Origin of the sequence: Cellulosilyticum sp. ST5 (genome assembly GCF_046529625.1) — a bacterium.
Classification (GTDB): domain Bacteria; phylum Bacillota; class Clostridia; order Lachnospirales; family Cellulosilyticaceae; genus Cellulosilyticum; species Cellulosilyticum lentocellum.
Genome location: NZ_CP132338.1, coordinates 3,480,789 through 3,498,887 on the forward strand (window position 1 = coordinate 3,480,789; position 18,099 = coordinate 3,498,887).

General features: G+C 34.0%; 16 protein-coding genes. 3 read left to right on the forward strand and 13 right to left on the reverse strand.

Annotated elements, in window-relative coordinates; translation table 11 throughout:
• Window positions 1–9: 9 nt before the first annotated feature.
• From QTL86_RS16865 to QTL86_RS16880, 4 genes are all read right to left on the reverse strand, one after another.
• Entirely contained in the window at window positions 10–1,413 is a 1,404-nt protein-coding gene (locus QTL86_RS16865) for a hypothetical protein (RefSeq protein WP_410495528.1), read from the reverse strand.
• 153 nt (window positions 1,414–1,566) lie between these two features.
• Window positions 1,567–1,737 carry a hypothetical protein gene (locus QTL86_RS16870; protein ID WP_410495529.1) on the reverse strand — a complete coding sequence of 57 codons (171 nt, stop codon included), beginning with the start codon at window positions 1,735–1,737 and terminating at the stop codon, window positions 1,567–1,569.
• Between the two features lie 183 nt (window positions 1,738–1,920).
• A complete protein-coding gene (locus QTL86_RS16875; RefSeq protein WP_410495530.1) occupies window positions 1,921–2,439 on the reverse strand; it encodes a class I SAM-dependent methyltransferase in 519 nt (172 codons plus the stop codon).
• Window positions 2,440–2,533: 94 nt separating this feature from the next.
• Window positions 2,534–3,784 carry an HNH endonuclease domain-containing protein gene (locus QTL86_RS16880; RefSeq protein ID WP_410495531.1) on the reverse strand — a complete coding sequence of 417 codons (1,251 nt, stop codon included), beginning with the start codon at window positions 3,782–3,784 and terminating at the stop codon, window positions 2,534–2,536.
• A 1,004-nt stretch (window positions 3,785–4,788) separates the two neighbouring features.
• Between QTL86_RS16880 and QTL86_RS16885 the strand changes: the two genes are divergently transcribed.
• Complete coding sequence (locus QTL86_RS16885; protein ID WP_410495532.1) at window positions 4,789–5,937, forward strand: type II restriction endonuclease; 1,149 nt, start codon at window positions 4,789–4,791, stop codon at window positions 5,935–5,937.
• Here QTL86_RS16885 and dcm read toward each other — a convergent pair.
• From dcm to QTL86_RS16925, 8 genes are all read right to left on the reverse strand, one after another.
• Window positions 5,932–7,059, reverse strand: coding sequence for a DNA (cytosine-5-)-methyltransferase (dcm, locus tag QTL86_RS16890; RefSeq protein WP_410495533.1), 1,128 nt, complete (start codon window positions 7,057–7,059; stop codon window positions 5,932–5,934). The genes QTL86_RS16885 and dcm overlap by 6 nt on opposite strands.
• A gap of 966 nt (window positions 7,060–8,025) precedes the next feature.
• Window positions 8,026–9,066 carry a hypothetical protein gene (locus QTL86_RS16895; protein WP_410495534.1) on the reverse strand — a complete coding sequence of 347 codons (1,041 nt, stop codon included), beginning with the start codon at window positions 9,064–9,066 and terminating at the stop codon, window positions 8,026–8,028.
• 22 nt (window positions 9,067–9,088) lie between these two features.
• Window positions 9,089–10,267 (reverse strand): MBL fold metallo-hydrolase, encoded by a 1,179-nt coding sequence (locus QTL86_RS16900; RefSeq protein WP_410495535.1) that lies wholly within the window; start codon window positions 10,265–10,267, stop codon window positions 9,089–9,091.
• 51 nt (window positions 10,268–10,318) lie between these two features.
• The gene (locus QTL86_RS16905; protein ID WP_410495536.1) at window positions 10,319–10,786 is read right to left on the reverse strand and encodes a hypothetical protein; all 468 of its coding nucleotides are present in this window, start codon (window positions 10,784–10,786) and stop codon (window positions 10,319–10,321) included.
• Window positions 10,787–10,841: 55 nt separating this feature from the next.
• Window positions 10,842–11,753 (reverse strand): WG repeat-containing protein, encoded by a 912-nt coding sequence (locus tag QTL86_RS16910; RefSeq protein WP_410495537.1) that lies wholly within the window; start codon window positions 11,751–11,753, stop codon window positions 10,842–10,844.
• 100 nt (window positions 11,754–11,853) lie between these two features.
• Window positions 11,854–12,210, reverse strand: coding sequence for a hypothetical protein (locus tag QTL86_RS16915; RefSeq protein ID WP_410495538.1), 357 nt, complete (start codon window positions 12,208–12,210; stop codon window positions 11,854–11,856).
• Window positions 12,211–12,404: 194 nt separating this feature from the next.
• A complete protein-coding gene (locus QTL86_RS16920) occupies window positions 12,405–12,920 on the reverse strand; it encodes a hypothetical protein (protein ID WP_410495539.1) in 516 nt (171 codons plus the stop codon).
• 139 nt (window positions 12,921–13,059) lie between these two features.
• Window positions 13,060–13,638, reverse strand: coding sequence for a DUF3841 domain-containing protein (locus tag QTL86_RS16925; RefSeq protein WP_410495540.1), 579 nt, complete (start codon window positions 13,636–13,638; stop codon window positions 13,060–13,062).
• A 1,069-nt stretch (window positions 13,639–14,707) separates the two neighbouring features.
• On the opposite strand from QTL86_RS16925, the gene trkA reads away from it, so the two are divergent.
• On the forward strand, window positions 14,708–16,111 hold the full coding sequence (gene trkA / locus QTL86_RS16930) for a Trk system potassium transporter TrkA (RefSeq protein WP_410495541.1): 1,404 nt from the start codon (window positions 14,708–14,710) through the stop codon (window positions 16,109–16,111).
• Window positions 16,062–17,510 carry a TrkH family potassium uptake protein gene (locus QTL86_RS16935; protein WP_410495542.1) on the forward strand — a complete coding sequence of 483 codons (1,449 nt, stop codon included), beginning with the start codon at window positions 16,062–16,064 and terminating at the stop codon, window positions 17,508–17,510. The genes trkA and QTL86_RS16935 overlap by 50 nt, the downstream gene beginning before the upstream one ends.
• Window positions 17,511–17,635: 125 nt before the next feature.
• Here the strand turns inward: QTL86_RS16935 and QTL86_RS16940 are convergent, their stop codons facing one another.
• A complete protein-coding gene (locus tag QTL86_RS16940; protein ID WP_013655273.1) occupies window positions 17,636–18,097 on the reverse strand; it encodes a VOC family protein in 462 nt (153 codons plus the stop codon).
• Between the last annotated feature and the right edge of the window lie 2 nt (window positions 18,098–18,099).

Sequence of the window (18,099 nt, forward strand, 5' to 3'; positions counted from 1 at the left end):
TCCCCCTATTTACAACTTAATATCACTTTTCATTAGTTTGTTAAACACTTCATTTAATTGATCTCTTAAATTCTCCCCTAAATCCATAGACATATCTTCATTTTGTATTTCTTTAAAGTCTTTATATTCCATTCTTAATATACTAGCCAATTTATTTTTATAGGCTTCAAATTCGTGATTTAGCGAATTCGAGTCAAGTTTTATAATAGTTTCTACTTTCTCTTTTAGCTCTTTGCATTGTTCTTCTTTTTTTAGAAGTTTTAAACTAATTAATCGGTTTTCGTCCTCTTTTTCATTTATTTTGTTCTCTAAATATCTTATCTTTTCTTTTAAACCACTAATTAACTCGTCCTTTTGTTGGAGATTCTTATCTAATTTATCTATTCCTTGTTTATTACTTAAGTTTTCTGCTTTTAGCGCTTGAATAGTTATTGCACTTTTCTTTAGAATGTGCATAGCTGTATTAATTTCAACTAAAACATTTTCATCACCGACAGCCTTCTGATAATTCTCTACTAAACCTTTAGATTGTATGGTTTTTATTTGGCTTATACTTTTTTCTTCTTGCGATGAGTTCCTTATTGTTCCTAATTTATTCCCTAGTTTAGTCATATCAGTAGGAATTTCTTCTTTGATATTTTGTTTTACTACAGTGACTTCATTATGTAAAGATTGTCCAACTCCCCTTTGCTTCTTTTGTTTTAATTTGTACCCCTCAATAAAATATTTTCCATAAGCATCACTTACTTCATTAGGAATTTCTCTCACAATTACTTCATCCCAGTTACTTATACTTTCAATTATCATGTTGTCTTCTTTTTCATTAAAACTTACTTCTTTCTTAAAAAACAAAAGCCATTGCAATGTATTGGCTTGGATATTCTTAGAAACAATCTCTGTTGTGTCCCTACAAAAAATCACATATGTCATCATCTTTGATATATTATATATTTCTTCTGTTTCTAAATTTTCACTATTTAGATTAAATAATAACTTACTACAATCCCTTACTATTTCATTATATATACTTATACTTTGCTTTGGTGAAACTACTTCTTTTTTATAAACTAATTTACTAAGTTGATATAGTAGTTTTTTTATATCTTTTTGTTCACTTTTAGTTATTAATAGTTTCTTAATAATTACTACCAACCGTTTATATGCATGAGATTTACCATCATACTCTTTATAATTACATATATTATTTACGATTATCTCTTTATTACTACACTTTTTATATGCATCCATAAATGCCTTCACACCCATCTGTTCTGGCAATGTACACACATATTTCATGGTATTCTCATCATTATCCAGAAACTTCTGCGAAATAAGCGCTATACATTCCTCTGTATCTACATTGCTTAACTTGGAATTATTTTTATACTTATTTGTAAGCTCTTCTAACCTCATATAAACCTCCACTTATTTTTAGTTTTATATCTAATTATTCTTTTATAATAACATCATAATTACTTTTACAAGAAATATGTTTCCTTCGTAAATAACGGTATATATTTACTTCTCTAAGATACTTTTTACAGCTTTAGCTATACATATAGCCAACTATAGTGGTGCTGCATTTCTTACTTGTGTAAATTGAGCTGTCCTGGAGCCTTCCACAATATAATCATCTAGAGAAGTTTGTATTCTAGTTGCTTCCCTTACTATTTTCCAACGATATTGGTTAATATGTAGATATATACCTCGCTTAAAATCCTCCTGTAAGTCCTCCAATATCTAAAAATAAATCTATTACACTTATCATATTATACCTCCCTCTTAAGACTAATTTTGAATCCATTTCACACTCTTACTACTTATACACATTTATACTCCTATAACTCTACGTTATAGCATGTTTATTAATTATAATGTTAATCCATTTTTCATCCCCACGACCTTCTCTGACATCTCTTGTTATCCACATTTTTTTATTTTTAATCCACCTGCCGTGAATAACTCTTCTGCCTTTTCTTCTGTCAAATCACAAAAATAGCGCCCTTTTCTCTCTCCTTGAAATACCCCATATTTAAAAGAAGCATATAAAACCCCATCTGTTTTTAATGCCTTTACTAATCTCTCAATTACCTCTGGTAATTTCCGCCTAGGTATATGAAGCAAAGTGGCACACGCCCATATGCCATCAAATTCATTTTCAAAATCTAACTCTTGAAACTGCATATGCTTCACTTCTTGTCCAATATACTCACTTGCTAATTTACAAAGTTCCTCACTACCATCAATCGCTGTTACCTCATACCCTAATTTCTTAAAAGCTAAGCTATCTCTTCCAGAACCACATCCTGCATCTAGTATCTTAGCCCCTTTAGGCAAGCATTCTAAAAACAGTGTGTAATTCTGCGTCATATCTGCTGCAACAGTTCCTTCAAAGAATTCAGTTGCATTTTGGTTATAAAAATCTTGAGTCTTTTTCACCCTTATCTCCTTTCGTTATAACTTCTGGTGTTATTTTATCTATGACTTACTTTTCTTTTTAGTAATCTCTACTTATCGTTCTTGCTATAATTTGTTACTGTTTTTCACTCTTATAAATACTTTCTACTTCTTCTGCAATAGTCACTATATCTCTGTCCTCAAACGTACACGCTAGCTCTTCATATATTACTTTCTCTTTACAAATCCAAATCTCATAGCCTTGATTGTAGGCAATCTGATAAAGTGGCTCTACAGTTCCTCTTAGGCAGTCTTTAAATTTATCTTCACCTATTTGGTGCCAAGCACGTTCTTGCTCCTCTATCTCTTTAGATTTGTTACCAAAGTCATTGCCTGCTGGCATGATGTGCAAGTAATCCTCCATTAACTTTTTCATTTCTTTAATGCTTTTTCCTTGATGAGGGTATGCTCTAATAAAGTTAAAAAGGTCATATTGTAAATTACAATAGTCCTTGAGATAAACCTCTAAGCTAGGTAAATCATTGCTTTTTGAACTATTAATATTTTTGAAGCTCGGAAGAAGATTCCACACCTCATCATGCAGTACAAAGCTCCAGGGCAAAAAGTGATCTAGGCTTAAGTTGCCATACTGGGCCATGGTTTCATCAGTAAAAGTTTTATTAATATAAATATCCCTAAGAGGTTTATGGGTTCCATAATACTTCCAAAGTTTAGTAGCATCATTTAAATCTCTTTTATCTGGCGCTTTAATCTTAAGTGGGATAGCTGGTACATTAGGATTCTTCTTTTGCAAGTAGTAAATCATGCTATACTCTATCCATGCTTCAATGATGACTTGGTTGCTATTCATATATTCAAACCAAGCATCTCCTATAAAAATAGTCTTGCCTCCTTCTACAAACTGATAAAAAGCAGTGGGATCTTCGGCAGTCATTTCTTTAATAGTTTTATTAAAGCTATTTCCTTTCACACTATAAAAAGGCGATAATAACCGATAAGGTACCATATCAAATAACACTTTTATCTCTTTCAGAAGCTCTTTCTCGTCCATTGCCATTAAAGTATTAAAAATGTGATTCACCTTTTCATCTGGTTTTAGTGCAAGCTTCTCACCTAAACTTGTCACAATACTTGGCAAACTATCTTGATAGCCAAAGCTGAGTTTACAGTGTAAAATAGGATACCAAACTTTACTTACCATATGACAGCCAATGGTTTTAAAATCTATCTTTTGATTCCCTTTTTTCACTTCTTCCAATATTCCCATAAGCCATAGAGGTTTATAGCTGGCACTTTGTGTGCTGTAATCTAGCATATTAGAGAAACGTCTTACATCTATTTCTGATGCTGCTGGTAATGTAATCATTTTAGCCCCCTATCTGTATTTATTAATTCATTATCTTTATTATATCTTAAATGAGTTAATCATAGTTGTTTCATAGAATACTTTATATTATTTTGTAAAATCAATCTAAAAATATAGCAACAATTTTCTACATTCTTAACAAGCCATTTAAAAATTTTTTAAAATAATTAGGGAGTTGCCTTTCTCATCATATATATATAAGTGTAAAAGCAAAATAAATAATCTCCTGAAGCAGAATCACCACGTCGAGATTCTGAGGAACTGACCGGGTCAGCCAAGTCTCAATCTGTCGTTACAGGTACCTCTGGACTTAAGGAAAATGTTCACTGATTGCTCGTGTAAAGGGAGGCGCTCAATTTATAGGTTATTGAAATAAGTTTTTACACTAAATAAAGTTTCAATCCAGAGTCTTAAGGTCATGGCTTCCTAGCAAGGACTGTCCGGGCCAAGACTTTAAGGAGCTCCTCACTCATGGGTTAAACTTTCATAGCTGTCTTCGTAGGCACCATTCTATCTGTATGCAGGTGCTGAGGAGCTATTGTCATGCCTTAGAGTAAAATTTACTTAGGCAGCTACGGAGTTTAACTAGAGTCTGGGACAACAAAAAAATGCGTTCATCATGTATTCGTATGCTTGGTGAACGCATTTCTTTTTGTTATGTTATTCTTGCCAAATAAGTACTATGAAATACCTATATCTCTTTTATTAAGTCTTAATAGGCTACCTTTTTCATCTAAAGCCCTTCACCATTTCATTAGGAGGTGATGGCTCTTATATAATATTATGATTCGTTCTTTTTCTCATTGTGATATTTTCTTAATAGCTTTCTAGGTTTACTAATTTTATTCTCGAAATAAGTTTTTTCATTCCATATAAAAACTCTAGAAATGTTTTCTATAATTTTTCTAGTTTAGAATATACTTCTACTTTAATTCACCATTACAACTCTATGTTAGCTGTGAGTTCCTGTGTTATAATTAACCTAACTAAGGGGGGTGTTAAAATTGAATGAACTTCTAACCACTTTATTAAAGGACTTTAGTGAATCACAATTACAATTCTGTAAGTTTATCTCTGCCAACGATGCTGGTTTAACTGGTGGTCATCAATGTGGCCCCTATATTCCAAAGAATTCTTATTCTCTTCTTTTTGATGAACCTCAATTACGTGGTACAAATAGTGAGAGAACAGTATCAATCACTTGGCAAAATGGAATTACTACAGAGAGTAAATGTAAATATTATGGATGTGGTACTCGTAATGAATATCGTATCACTGCCTTCGGGAGAGGTTTTCCTTATTTTAAAAATGAATTTGTAGGAGCATTACTAATACTACTAAAATTTGATTCCTATACCTATAAAGGCTATGTTTTAAATACTGACGATGAGATAGAATATTTCTTTTCTTCAATCGGTATAACACCTACTGAAACTAATAAACTAATTTCATCTTCTTTAACTGTAAATGGGGTAATAGATATCTATATTCAAGATCTTGCTGAAGATTTTCCTTCAACCCTTGAATTAGCAACTAAATCAAGAGATCTTTATTACTCAACTAACCCTAACTTACTAAATTCTCATCCTGATACAGAACTGTTAGCTTGGCTTGATATGGAATATGAACTATTTAAAGCTCTTGAAAATAATAGGTACAATGACTATATTACAAAACCCTTTGCTAATCTAGATGAATTAATTTCTTGTTCTAATACTATCTTAAATAGACGCAAAAGTCGTGCTGGAAAATCATTAGAGCATCATCTTGCCTACATATTTAGCCAAAATAATATTGAATTTGGTGCTCAAATCAAAACAGAAGGTAATAAAAAACCTGATTTTATTTTTCCTAGTGAACGTGCTTATCATTCTATAAATTACAATCTTGAAAAACTAACTTATCTAGCTTCTAAAACAACTTGCAAAGACCGTTGGAGACAAATATTAAATGAAGCAGATAAAATATCCACTAAATATCTGTTTACATTACAGCAAGGTATTTCTTCAAATCAATTAAATGAAATGTATAGCAGTAATGTCATCTTAGTTGTTCCAAGACCTTACATTAAGACCTTTCCACCTGAATATCAAAATAGAATCCTATCACTTCAAGACTTCATTAATATAGTAAAAAGCAAGGCTGATTTATAATCGCCTTGCTTTTTCTTCATCTAAAGTTATCATCATCTTTCTAGCAATATCTTCTATTAATGGTACTACTACAGAATTTCCAAACTGTTTATATGCTTGTGTATTCGATACTACTATTTTAAAGTCTTCCGGAAATCCCATAAGCCTTGCACATTCTCTTGGCGTTAATCTTCTTGGATTCTTTCCTTCTTGTGGTATTAATATTTCAGAACCATCTTTATGGTACCTAGCACTTAGCGTTCTGCTTGTCCCTTCTAATTCTGCCAATCCAAATCCAAATCCATTTCCTTTTTCTTTATGCTTTTGTGCATATGCTTGAAGATAACTCCATAATTTATCTGACAAAGTATACTTTTCATCAACTTCTTTATCTAATATATCTTTAACTTTAGGTTGTATTAAATTTACTTTTCTGGGAAACTCAAAATTAATATCACCTGTAAAGTATTCTTTATCAAATCCTACTATAAAAATTCTTTCTCTATGTTGAGGAACATAATCAGCACCATTCATAATTTTATAAAAAACCTTATAGTTTAATTGTTCTAATGTATTTATTACTGTTGTAAATGTTCTTTTCTTATCATGACTAACTAGATTTTTAACATTTTCTAATAAAAAGGCTTTTGGCCTAGTTCCTGAAATAATTCTAGCTACTTCAAAAAACAATGTACCTTGTGTTTCATCTAAAAAACCTGTAGGTCTTCCTAAGCTATTTTTTTTTGATACTCCTGCTAGCGAAAAAGGTTGACATGGAAAGCCACCTACCAAAATGTCATATTCAGGAATATTTTCAACTTGTAATTCTCTTACATCTCCTACTGGTTTATCTCCATAATTTGCTTCATATGTCTGTTGACAATACTTGTCCCATTCAGATGTTAATACGCACTTTCCACCTACTCGCTCAAATCCAATGCGTGTCCCACCTATTCCTGCAAATAAATCTATAAATTTAAATTTATAATCTTTTTGTGCTTCTTGTATATCCTTAAGTTTATTTACCTTATCTTTTTTTAGACACTCAACAATATACGATTGCATCGTACACTCTCTTGCCATTGAATTACCTTTAATTTCTTCATATAAATCATCACTTATTTTTATGTGTAACTGTTTCATGTCTCACCTCTCTAGGCATAATTATATACCCAATCATACTATTTTATTCCCAGTAAGTCAATTTTCTAGGTTTTAAGTACAACTTATAACAAAAATAACCTTACTAACTTATTTTCTTAAATTAATAAGATTATTTTTATATATCCTATTTACGCATTTTACTTGTAGTATGGACTATTGAATAATAAATAAAACTACTTTTACTTATCTCATATTAGAAGTATTAATACATCAGTGCTCTAGCTTTGTTACTGAAAAACGTTGGTGGAAATGAGAGGTATTGCCTGTCCGTAAGGGTGACTTTGTAGTATTTTTTAGAGGCACTTGGCGAACTTTTTTAATGGGTTTTAGCACCTCTCATTTCCCTCCCAAATGCCTTTTTGGAAGTAAGCAAAAATTTTCCCACTTTTTATTAGGGATTCCACTTCTTACCCACGTATATAAAGGTGTAACGATAAAACAAATAACTTCCCACAGCAGAATCATCACAGCTTCAATCTGAGGAACTGACCGGGCCTGGTAAGTCTCAATCTATTGTTATAGGGAGGTTTAACTAGATCCTGGGCCAAAAGAAAAGGAGAGCACCGTGTATCCATCTACTTGGCGTTCTCCTTTTTTGTTGTACTTTAATAATATTAATTCTTAATCCTCTTACATATTATCTTTAATACGATATTGCTAGTGATTCCATTCTAAAAGACTTTGCATCACTAATATCGCTTTAATATATCCATATAGTTCTAATTTTTTAAGTGTGTATCTTTCTTATCAAATAACATATCATAATACTGACAATGTTATGCCCTTTTGTAATTCCACCTGTAGACACAAAGAACATTTGAAGTTATACTTTTTCTAACGATAGGAAACTATCTCAAATATTTGTGGCTATCACACACAGAATCCCCATTATCATTAAGTCTCTGTCCTTATTTCCCTTTTATACAAAATTTTCTTGATGCTATATTATTTGAACATATCTTGGTCATTCTCAGTTAAAATATGCTGCGTTACTTCTCCATTTCCCTCTCTAAAATAAAATCTAAATTTATATTTCTGTCCTGCTATAGATAATTCCCTCCTAAGATCATATCCTGTTATCGTTTCAACATTATATATAGAATAATCCTTTACATTTTTAAATAAGTATCTTTTAGCCGTTTCAATAACCTCTTCTTTCTTTTCATTTCCTGTGTATGTTAAGAAAATTATCTCGGGCTGCATAGCTAGCTTTTTAGCTGTTAATCCTTCAAAACAATGTTCATTCATTAAGCCTAGTCCTTTAAAATGATTTATTATATCTATTATTTCAGTTTGAAGCTTATTATACCTTTTAGGTTCTTGCAGATATCTTATATAGTTAGCGACATGTCCTAAAAAACCACTTCCAAGGCTATATTCATACTCCTCTAATCTACTCCAATGTCCTCCCGTATAATCTTCTCTAAACTTCTTAGAAACTCCCCCCATTGCACCTGTTCCCAATTTAAGTTCTATTAAGCTCACCTCATGTTCACCTTTCTCATTAGGTTTCTTGGCTACTGCAATAATATCAAATCTTCCATAATTATTTTCTTGGCTGTTTTCTCGTTGCATAACATATTCCATATCTACGCAGAAATAATTTGACTTAGAATCTGCGTTGTTATTATTAATGATTCGTTGTTGACATACCCTTTCACTTTTTGTATATTCCTCAATCTTTTTATGTAATTGTCCTGTTTTATAATATTTTAGGTATTCTGATAGCATTAATTTTCGAGTACTATTATTAGTGTCTTGATTTGATTTATCCAAGTATTTTTTAGAAACTTCTACTTTCCATTGCTTATTTGCAAGATAAAATTTTCCAAGACTTAACCCTTTATAATAAATATTGAAATAATCATTTCTAATGCCCATAAAATGGTCTTTCTCTTTAATCAACTTAATAAGCTCATCATTTTCCTGTAATTTCTTAAATAAATCTGTATTTAAACCTCTTTGCAATTTTTTATTATTACTCATTTTTATTCATCCCCTTTAATATTTATAATTCAAATACTTCCTCATCATTAAGTAGCTTTACAGTGATATTCATACCTAATTCCTTTGCTACCTCAGGCTGTTCAGTATGAATAGGAATAATATGTTGAGGTTTAACTACTTCACAGACTTTTCCTATAGCTTCCTTAGTTGCATGTCCACTTGTATGAAGTACTCTCATGCGCCCACTTTGTTTATAATCCCCGATAAATTCTTTTAGCTTTGTGTCCTTTACCCCCTCTCCAACATATCCTATCCACATTGAATATATTAATGTAGCTTCATCCTTGTACTCTGCTATCATCTTCTTAAACCACTCATTACATCGTACTGCCATGACAAATCCCTTTTCTCTAATAGGCAAATTGCTCCCATAAGTTAATGCTTTATTAAATTGATAATAACTAGACTCTCTAGCTTTAGCTACAATATTAAATACTTCCTTTTGATAAGCATCACATATAAAATACCTTCCTGGAGGTGTATTGTTGTGTAGCATGGCTAATCGATCAATATTAGTGGAGGAGCATAATACAAAAACATATTTATTTTCTTCTATAATTTGCTTTAATTCATCTTGAATAGCATACTCTGATAAAATAGACATATCATTTCTAGAAAATAAGGTTCCTTCTGTAATTAATACATCTACTTTTCCCACATATTTTTCTAGATGTGCTAATATCCTTTCTCTAGTAAAACCGTGTAATCTAAAATCTCCTGTATGTAAAACTTTTTTTCCATCACCTTCTATCAGTAACATGTATGCGTCACAGGCTGAATGGTCAGTTGGTATAGGAGTGATAGATAAATCACCAATTTTAATAGGTACTATCGGCCTATAGGTATTGAGCTTCTCAATCATAGAAATCTCTGATTTATAAAGTGTCTTATTTAAGCAAAGATAAATCTCTTTAGCAAGTGCTCCTATATACATAGGAATTTCAGGATTTACTTCTGACATAAGCCCTATGTGATCTCCATGATAATGCGTGAAAAATATAGCATCACATCTATTCAATCCTTTATTAACTCCCTCTATCTTTAAATTATCTTTAGCATTTTCACCATATAAATTAGGTAGTTGCATCCCAAAATCAATTAAAACCCTCGTCTTTTCTGTACTAATCTCTGTGGCACACCCTCCAATTTGTTTCGCTCCTCTGTGAACAATTATTTTCATGCTCGCCATCTCCTTTTTACTTATACAACCAATTTTTCACTTATATTTCTATCAGAAACTACTATCGTTGATCTCATATTGTCCTTCATCAAAATAATATGTTATGGCTATATTTATCTGCTTAAGTTCTTTAATATCCCGAGCCATTGTTCTAGTGGAAAGGTTAAAAGTATTTTGGTACCATTCCTTTGTGAATTTATTTGTTTCTTGAATATAATTAATGATTCTGTACAAGCGATTAATTTTTAAAATAAAAGGATTTTGCATTGTGACTTCCATGATCTTCTTATCCCCTAAACGATAGTTCTTATATTCTTTATCGTATACAATTACTACCCCTGCCTTTCGCATACATTGAAGATCCTTTTCAAATGTTTTCTTACTAAATTTCAATCCGCCTTCATTTTCCTCAGTTAAACTACTGTATTCAATCCCACCATAGTTTTTTGATAATATGTACATATACAGTAGGCGAATTATCTTTGGTGTTGTCTTGTTCTCTTTTGCCTTATAGTCCACTATATCCCCTCTTTAACCCACTCTCTATTCTTAAACAGAGAGTGGGTATAGTACTTTATACCGATTTGATTTTTCTCTCTGAAGTAATATTCCCAAGCTTATCAAAGTATATCTTTCTATTGTGCCAGATTATATACCTCTTATTAGGTTCTTGCCAGGTTATTTCTAATGCTGCATCAACAATTCCCCACCTCCCCATATCATTAATCATCCATCCATTAGAAAAGTAATCTTTAATTGTGGTAATAGGAATGTGGACCTTGTACTGCCCCTTATGGTCAATAAATCCCCATTTATGCCCGTACCTCACAGCGGCATGTGCTTCTGTAAACACTGTAAATAACCTTGCACCACTTTCTGTATAACGTTCTTGGAAATTATACTTAAAAGGTGTAATTTCATCTAATATAATGGGAAAAATTTCGTTCCCATCTTTGTCAATGTATCCCCACTTTTCTCCCTTTCTTACTGGGCATAGACCATTACTAAAATATCCTATCTCATCGTACAGAGGCAAGATAACCATCTCCACATGTACATTGATGAATCCCCATTTTCCGTCTTTCTTTATACTAATGCGTGCATCATCAATGTTCCCTTCTAACATCCCAAACCTGCATTGCTCTTCTAGACAACCTATATCCTCCCATTCTAACGGGATAACTACGTTACCTTCCCAGTCAACCCCTCCCCATTTCCCATCAAAACACACGCGAATATACTCACCACTAAAATGAAGTTCATCATAAATAGCCGAGATGATTATCTTCCTTGTCTCTAATTCAAAGTACCCCCACTTACCTCCAACTCGAAAGCGAATGCAATGTTCACCTTCTGTATATGTGAGGATTACCTCTTCTGGATGAATGAGTTCACCTTTTGCTCCACAAGCATAAATGTAGTCTCCTTGGATGATCCCTCTTACCTCTTCAAACATATACATATCTTCAATCCAACATCTTTTCATTCACTCATCTCCTATCTTAGAATGCTATCTTAATGCCATCCTAACACAGGGTATTTATTCACTCCCTCTACTTATTGTCTATGGATCATCTATGTACACATTATCTCATTTTAAACTTAAAATGCTTTTTATTACCTAAGTAAATAGTTCTCAAAATCCCTCCTACTATATTGCTTGGTAACACCATATAGATAAATACTATAAAGGGCACCCAGCCATAGGCTTGAGTTGTGTAATCACTAACTACGTAAAGAGATTTTATACATGTGTAAACAAATAGCATAGTGCTCAAAAAAGCTATGCCATCCACTACAAGCCATATTCCCCTAAAAATTTTATATGCCTTTTGATCTGCATATTCTCCTAACTTGATTTGCTTGATGAATTTAGTAAGTGCCCAAACCTGTGTAACAATCATGATAATAATGATGCCGAGTATGATTACCAAAATGCTCATCTCTTTTATTAAGCTTTAATAAGCTATCTTTTTAGCATCTAAAGCTCATCCTCCATCCTTTAATGTTGCTAAATCTCATTCTATATTTTCTAAATATTTTATTCAATAGTCATTCAATAAAAAATCATACAAAAAGACTAGCCTCAGCTAGCCTTCCCATACTATTGTTCTTTTCTCAAAAATAATCTTTTCATCTACTTCTTTACAATATACCCGAAATGTACTTGAGACTTTTGAATCACCTGCTCTAGTCCTTTTCCTGAGCTTACTACAATAAAATCTTCTACTCTTGCATCAACTTCTTTCCAGTCTACAAACATCCCAAGCTTGATCCAGCTCTTGGCTTGGTGGGTTTGCCATTCCTTTGGTGTATAAAATGGCTCAGGTGAAGCCATTACTTCCTCTCCTGTTTCAATAGCCAGCACCCTAGCTCTGCCATAAATTCGGTTACTATCATCATAGGTTCTCCCAATAGCAAAGTAAACTTCAACAATCTGCCCTTCTTCTATGGCCTTATCCAGTTCCTTCTTTCTCTGCTTAGCAATCCCCAGAATCAGTACATTAGTAGGAAACCATGCTTCCCCTTGCTCCTTTATAAAGCTTTTGTACAATTCTAATACTTGCCTGCCATTATATGCCGTTACCTTGTCCTTTCCTAATTTAGCATACAGCTTTAATGGATAAATCACTTCTTTCCCATTTTCACTCATCATCTATACCTCCTAATTTAACTTATAGTGCGTCCTAACTAAGCTCCACCTCTCAGCCTTCGCCTGGTAGCGAGCTTTCACTCCTCTATATGTCTAAACAGAAGGATTTCCCTATACTAAGTGTTTTTTATTTAATACCTTACCTTGCTTTAAAACGCCATACCCTTCTTACATTTTCTAGCCTAAGTTCCCAAAATGTTGCTTGAATATATTCACCCGTTATTCTCCATATATCATCGAACTTCTTATCTACTTCAAATATTTTGGCCCACGATTCTTCTTTTACCTTTGTTTTCTCGCTATCTGATAGTTGCTCATAAAAGCTATTTTCTTTTTCCCATTCTTCCTCATTACATGCCTCCCCAATAAAAAAGTCATTTAATACCATGTGCCACAAATCAAACTCATTTAATAGTACTTCTTGGTCTGGTACATCAATTTCTAAACATAGATATTCTTCTCCCCGTACTCCTAATCCCATCCTTCTAAAATCAGGTTTTCCATGTCGTCCACAAAAAGTGTGCCACGCCCAAATAGGATATTCTATACCCAGAGGTGGCAAGCCTATTTTTTGATTCATTTGATCTACCAACCAATCATATGCTTCTTTCAACTGGTCATCCTTTACTCCCCAAACCCTTGATCTATCGCACCTAAATACGTCTTGCTCTACAAGTAATTCATATACTTCTAACGGCTGAATAGTCCATAATAGCATTATCTTCACCTACATTTCCAATTTTGAAAACCTTCTTTATCAAACCTTCTACTATTTATTGAAATTCCTGCTTCTTGTAATGTTACTTATATGTAACCTCTTTCTTCCTGTTTTTCATTTATTTTATCATATACCTGATTTTATTTTAATATAATTCACTTTACTCAGACGTTTCTCTTCTCCTTTTATCTACTCTTTGTTTTGTTTTTGCTTATTTCCGTCAAAACGTTTGTGGAAATGAGAGGTGCTGCCTGTCCGGAAGGGTGACTTCGTAGTATTTTTTAGAGGCACTTGGCGAACTTTTTTAATGGGTTTTAGCCTGAGTGTCTGAGCAAGGCGAGTTTTCAGGCGTTCATTAAAAAAGTGAGCCTTAGTGCCTCAAAAAATACGGAGCGGAACCCTGGAGGACAGGCAGCACCTCTCATTTCCCTCCCAAACGCCTTTTCTCCATAAGCAAAAATTTTCCCACTTTTTATTAGGGATTCCACTTCTTGCCCACATATATAAAGGTGTAAAGATCAAACAAATAACTTCCCATAGCAGAATCACCACAGCTTCAATCTGAGGAACTGACTGGGTCGACCAAGTCTCAATCTGTCGTTACAGGTACCTCTGGCTCTAAGGAAAATGTTCACTGATGCGCTGTAAAGGGAGGCGCTCCTTATAAGTTATTTCATCATGCTTTACACTTAGCAGTACCAAATAAAGTTTTTTAACCAGAGTCTTAAGGTTACGGTTTCCTAGACAGGACAGTCCGAGCCGAGACTTTAAGGAGCTCCTCACTCATGGGTTAAACTTTCATAGCTGTCTTCGTAAGCACCGTTCTATCCGTATGCAAGTGCTGAGGAGCTATTGTCATGCCTTAGAGCACCGTTTGCTTAGGCAGCCATGGAGGTTAAACTAGAGTCTGGGGCAAAAGAGAAGGCGATTACCATGTATTCATTACTTGGTGACCGCCTTTTGTTGTGCTTATTTTTCTAGATAAGCTAGCTGTATTTTACAATAAGTTGTATAATACGTTGTATAATATGCTTATACTAAATTATCTTTATATTTATGAGGAGTCATTATGAAAATCATTATTATTGGCGCTGGTAAAGTTGGCTACGCATTAGCTACTCACCTGTCTGCCCAGGGAAATGACATTACAATTATCGACAACAATCCCAAAGCACTCGAAAAAGTTGAGAACAACTTAGACGTACTTCCTGTTAAAGGAACAGGCATAAGCACAAGTACCTTACTTGAGAATGGGTGCCAAAGTATCGATCTCATCATTGCTGTAACAGGAAGCGACGAAGTCAATATGCTCTGTTGTTTGACAGCTAAAAAATTAGGTGCACACCGTACTATTGCACGTATCCGCGATCCACAATATGCCAAGGAACTCCTTCTTATTAAAGAAGATTTAGGCCTGGATATGGTTATTAATCCTGAAGAAGCTGCTGCTGATGAAATCGCTAGAGTTCTTACTGTTCCTGGAGCAATCCGCCTTGAAAATTTTGCAAAAGGTCGTGTGCGTATGGTAGAAGTTCTTCTTAAAGAGGGCTCTCCTCTAATTGGAACTAAAATGAAACACTTTGGTGATAAATTTGGTGTTTCCGTTTTAATTGGTGCTATTATCAGGGAGGATAAACTGATTATCCCTACAGGTGATACAGCACTAGAAACAAATGACACCATTTATGCTATTGGAAAATCTGCTGCTATTTATACGTTTTGCAAACGTATTCATGATAAGCCTTCAAAGGTTAAAAACATTATGATTGTGGGTGGGGGGAAAATCGCCTATTACTTAGCACGTCTTCTTAATGAAATGCATATCAAGGTTAAAATTATAGAAAATGATAGTGCCGTTTGTGAAGCACTTTCTGAAGAATTACCTAATACCCTTATTATTCATGGGGACGGCACAGATAGCGAGCTTTTAGCGCAAGAACATCTTGAGGCTGTAGATAGCTTCATTACTCTTACAGGACGTGATGAAGAAAATATCATCTCTTCTTTAATTGCTAAACAAAGTGAGGTTCCTCGTGTTGTTACTAAAATAAGCCGTCATTATAGTAATGCTGTTATAGGTGGGTTAGGATTAGATACGATCATTACACCTCATGACATTATCACCAATCGTATCCTTAAATATGTACGTGGGGAAGCTGTAGAGGCACTCCACCGCATTGTAGGTGGCAAAGGTGAGATTATTGAATTTATTGCATCATCTAATGATCCTCTGATTCATATACCTCTTTATAAACTCCGCCTTATTCCTGATGTACTCATTGCCACTATTGTGAAGAAAAATGAGATTGTTGTACCAAACGGTCAAACAATGATTAATCCAGGAGATAGGGTGCTTGTCATTACGAATAAAAATATCTCTCACTTAAAAGATATTATGGATACTACATCAGGAGGAATCACCGGTGAACTTAAAAATAGTATTAAGAAGCTTGGGAATATTATTAATCTGTGAGGCTATTGCTTTACTACCTCCTACGCTAGTGGCTTTCTTATACCAAGATGGAGACCTACCTGCTTTCCTCATCACAATAAGTATCGTTCTAGCAGTGGGGGCTACGCTCTCTTTCATTAAACCAACTTCTAAAAATATTTATGCTAGAGATGGGTTTGCTATTGTAGCTATGGGTTGGCTCCTTATGTCTTTTTTTGGAGCTTTCCCTTTTTACATAAGCGGTGCTTTTCCATCTTTTATAGATAGCTTCTTTGAATCAAGCTCTGGTCTTACAACGACAGGCTCTTCTGTTTTAACCGCTGTTGAAGGACTACCACATGGTATTCTCTTTTGGCGAAGCTTTACTCACTGGATAGGAGGCATGGGGATCTTAGTACTTACTATTGCTATTTTACCTTCCCTAGGGGCAGGTTCTATGCAAATTATGAAAGCTGAAAGCCCTGGACCTATCGTTGGTCGCATCGTGCCTAAACTGGGAAAGACAGCTAAAATTCTCTATAGTATTTATCTAGGTATTACCCTAGTAGAGGTTCTTCTTCTGTGCCTAGCTGGTATGAATGTGTTTGATGCTTTCATTCATGCCCTAGGAACAGTAGGTACAGGTGGTTTTTCTAATATGAATGCCAGTGTAGGCTATTATAATAGCGCACTGATTGACTGGATTATCACTATCTTCATGATTGTGTGTGGTGTGAACTTCTCCCTTTATTATTTGATTTTTAAGGGAAATATGAAGACTTTCTTTAAGAATAATGAGCTAAGGGTTTATCTTTGCATTTTATTAGGAGCTATCTTACTTATTACCTTTGATTTACTGGCACGTAATACTTATGGTTCCTTTGGTGAAGCTCTTAGATTTTCTTCTTTCCAGGCAGCTTCCGTTATGACAACCACAGGTTATGCTACAACGGACTTTAATGAGTGGTCTATGTTTAGTAAAATGATTCTCCTCATTTTAATGTTTGTGGGTGGATGTGCTGGCTCTACAGCAGGTGGTCTTAAAGTAGCCCGTGCTATTATTTGCTTTAAAAGCATCAAGCATTCCTTAAAACAAATTGTCCATCCTAATGGTTATTACTCTGTACGTATGGATGGCAAAAAGATAGACGACAAAACGGTACTTAGTGTCCTTAACTATTTCTTCATCTACATGATTATCTTTACAATAGGGATCATCATTATCTCTTTAGATGGGTTTGACTTTACTACCACTCTTACTTCGGTCATTACTACTCTTAATAATATCGGACCTGGTCTTGGCCTTGTAGGACCTACGGGTAATTTCTCTGCCTTTAGTGATGTCAGTAAACTCGTTTTCTCTATCTTGATGATTATAGGACGTCTGGAAATTTACCCTATTCTCTTGCTACTTACACCAGACCTTTGGAAAAAGAATTAAAGAGGTATGCTCTATACGAAAAAAAATAAATTGACAACGGATAATAAATAAAGAGCTATAAAACGCAAGATTTCATAAGCGTTTTATAGCTCTTTTGCTACTGTTAATAGATAAGTCTCAATTGATTACAAATGCATATACTGTTTTACGACTTCAAGAGGGAACATAGTGCGCTCCGCCACTTCTTCTACCGACATACCTTGCCCAATGAAACGCTTGATAACTACCCCCATATCCTCTGCAATTTCCACGATATGCTTGTCCGGATCATACACCCGAACATCACGCTGCCCCCAAGGATATTCTCTTATCTCATGTACCCACAGTATACCGGGTGTACGTTTTAACTCGGTGTACACCGTATCCAAATCTTCTACCTCAAAGTAAACTTGAAAATTATTTGATTCTTCTTGGACGCTATCTGATGGAACGCCAATTAACTCGGCATACCCTTGTTGTAGAGAAAACCCCTCAAAAGTAACATGTACACCAATGTCCATCAAAATCTTTTGCTGAAGAACCTTTTCATAGAAATTTTTTGATATCTCCATATCCTTAACTGCTAATAAACATCCTTGATATTTCATAG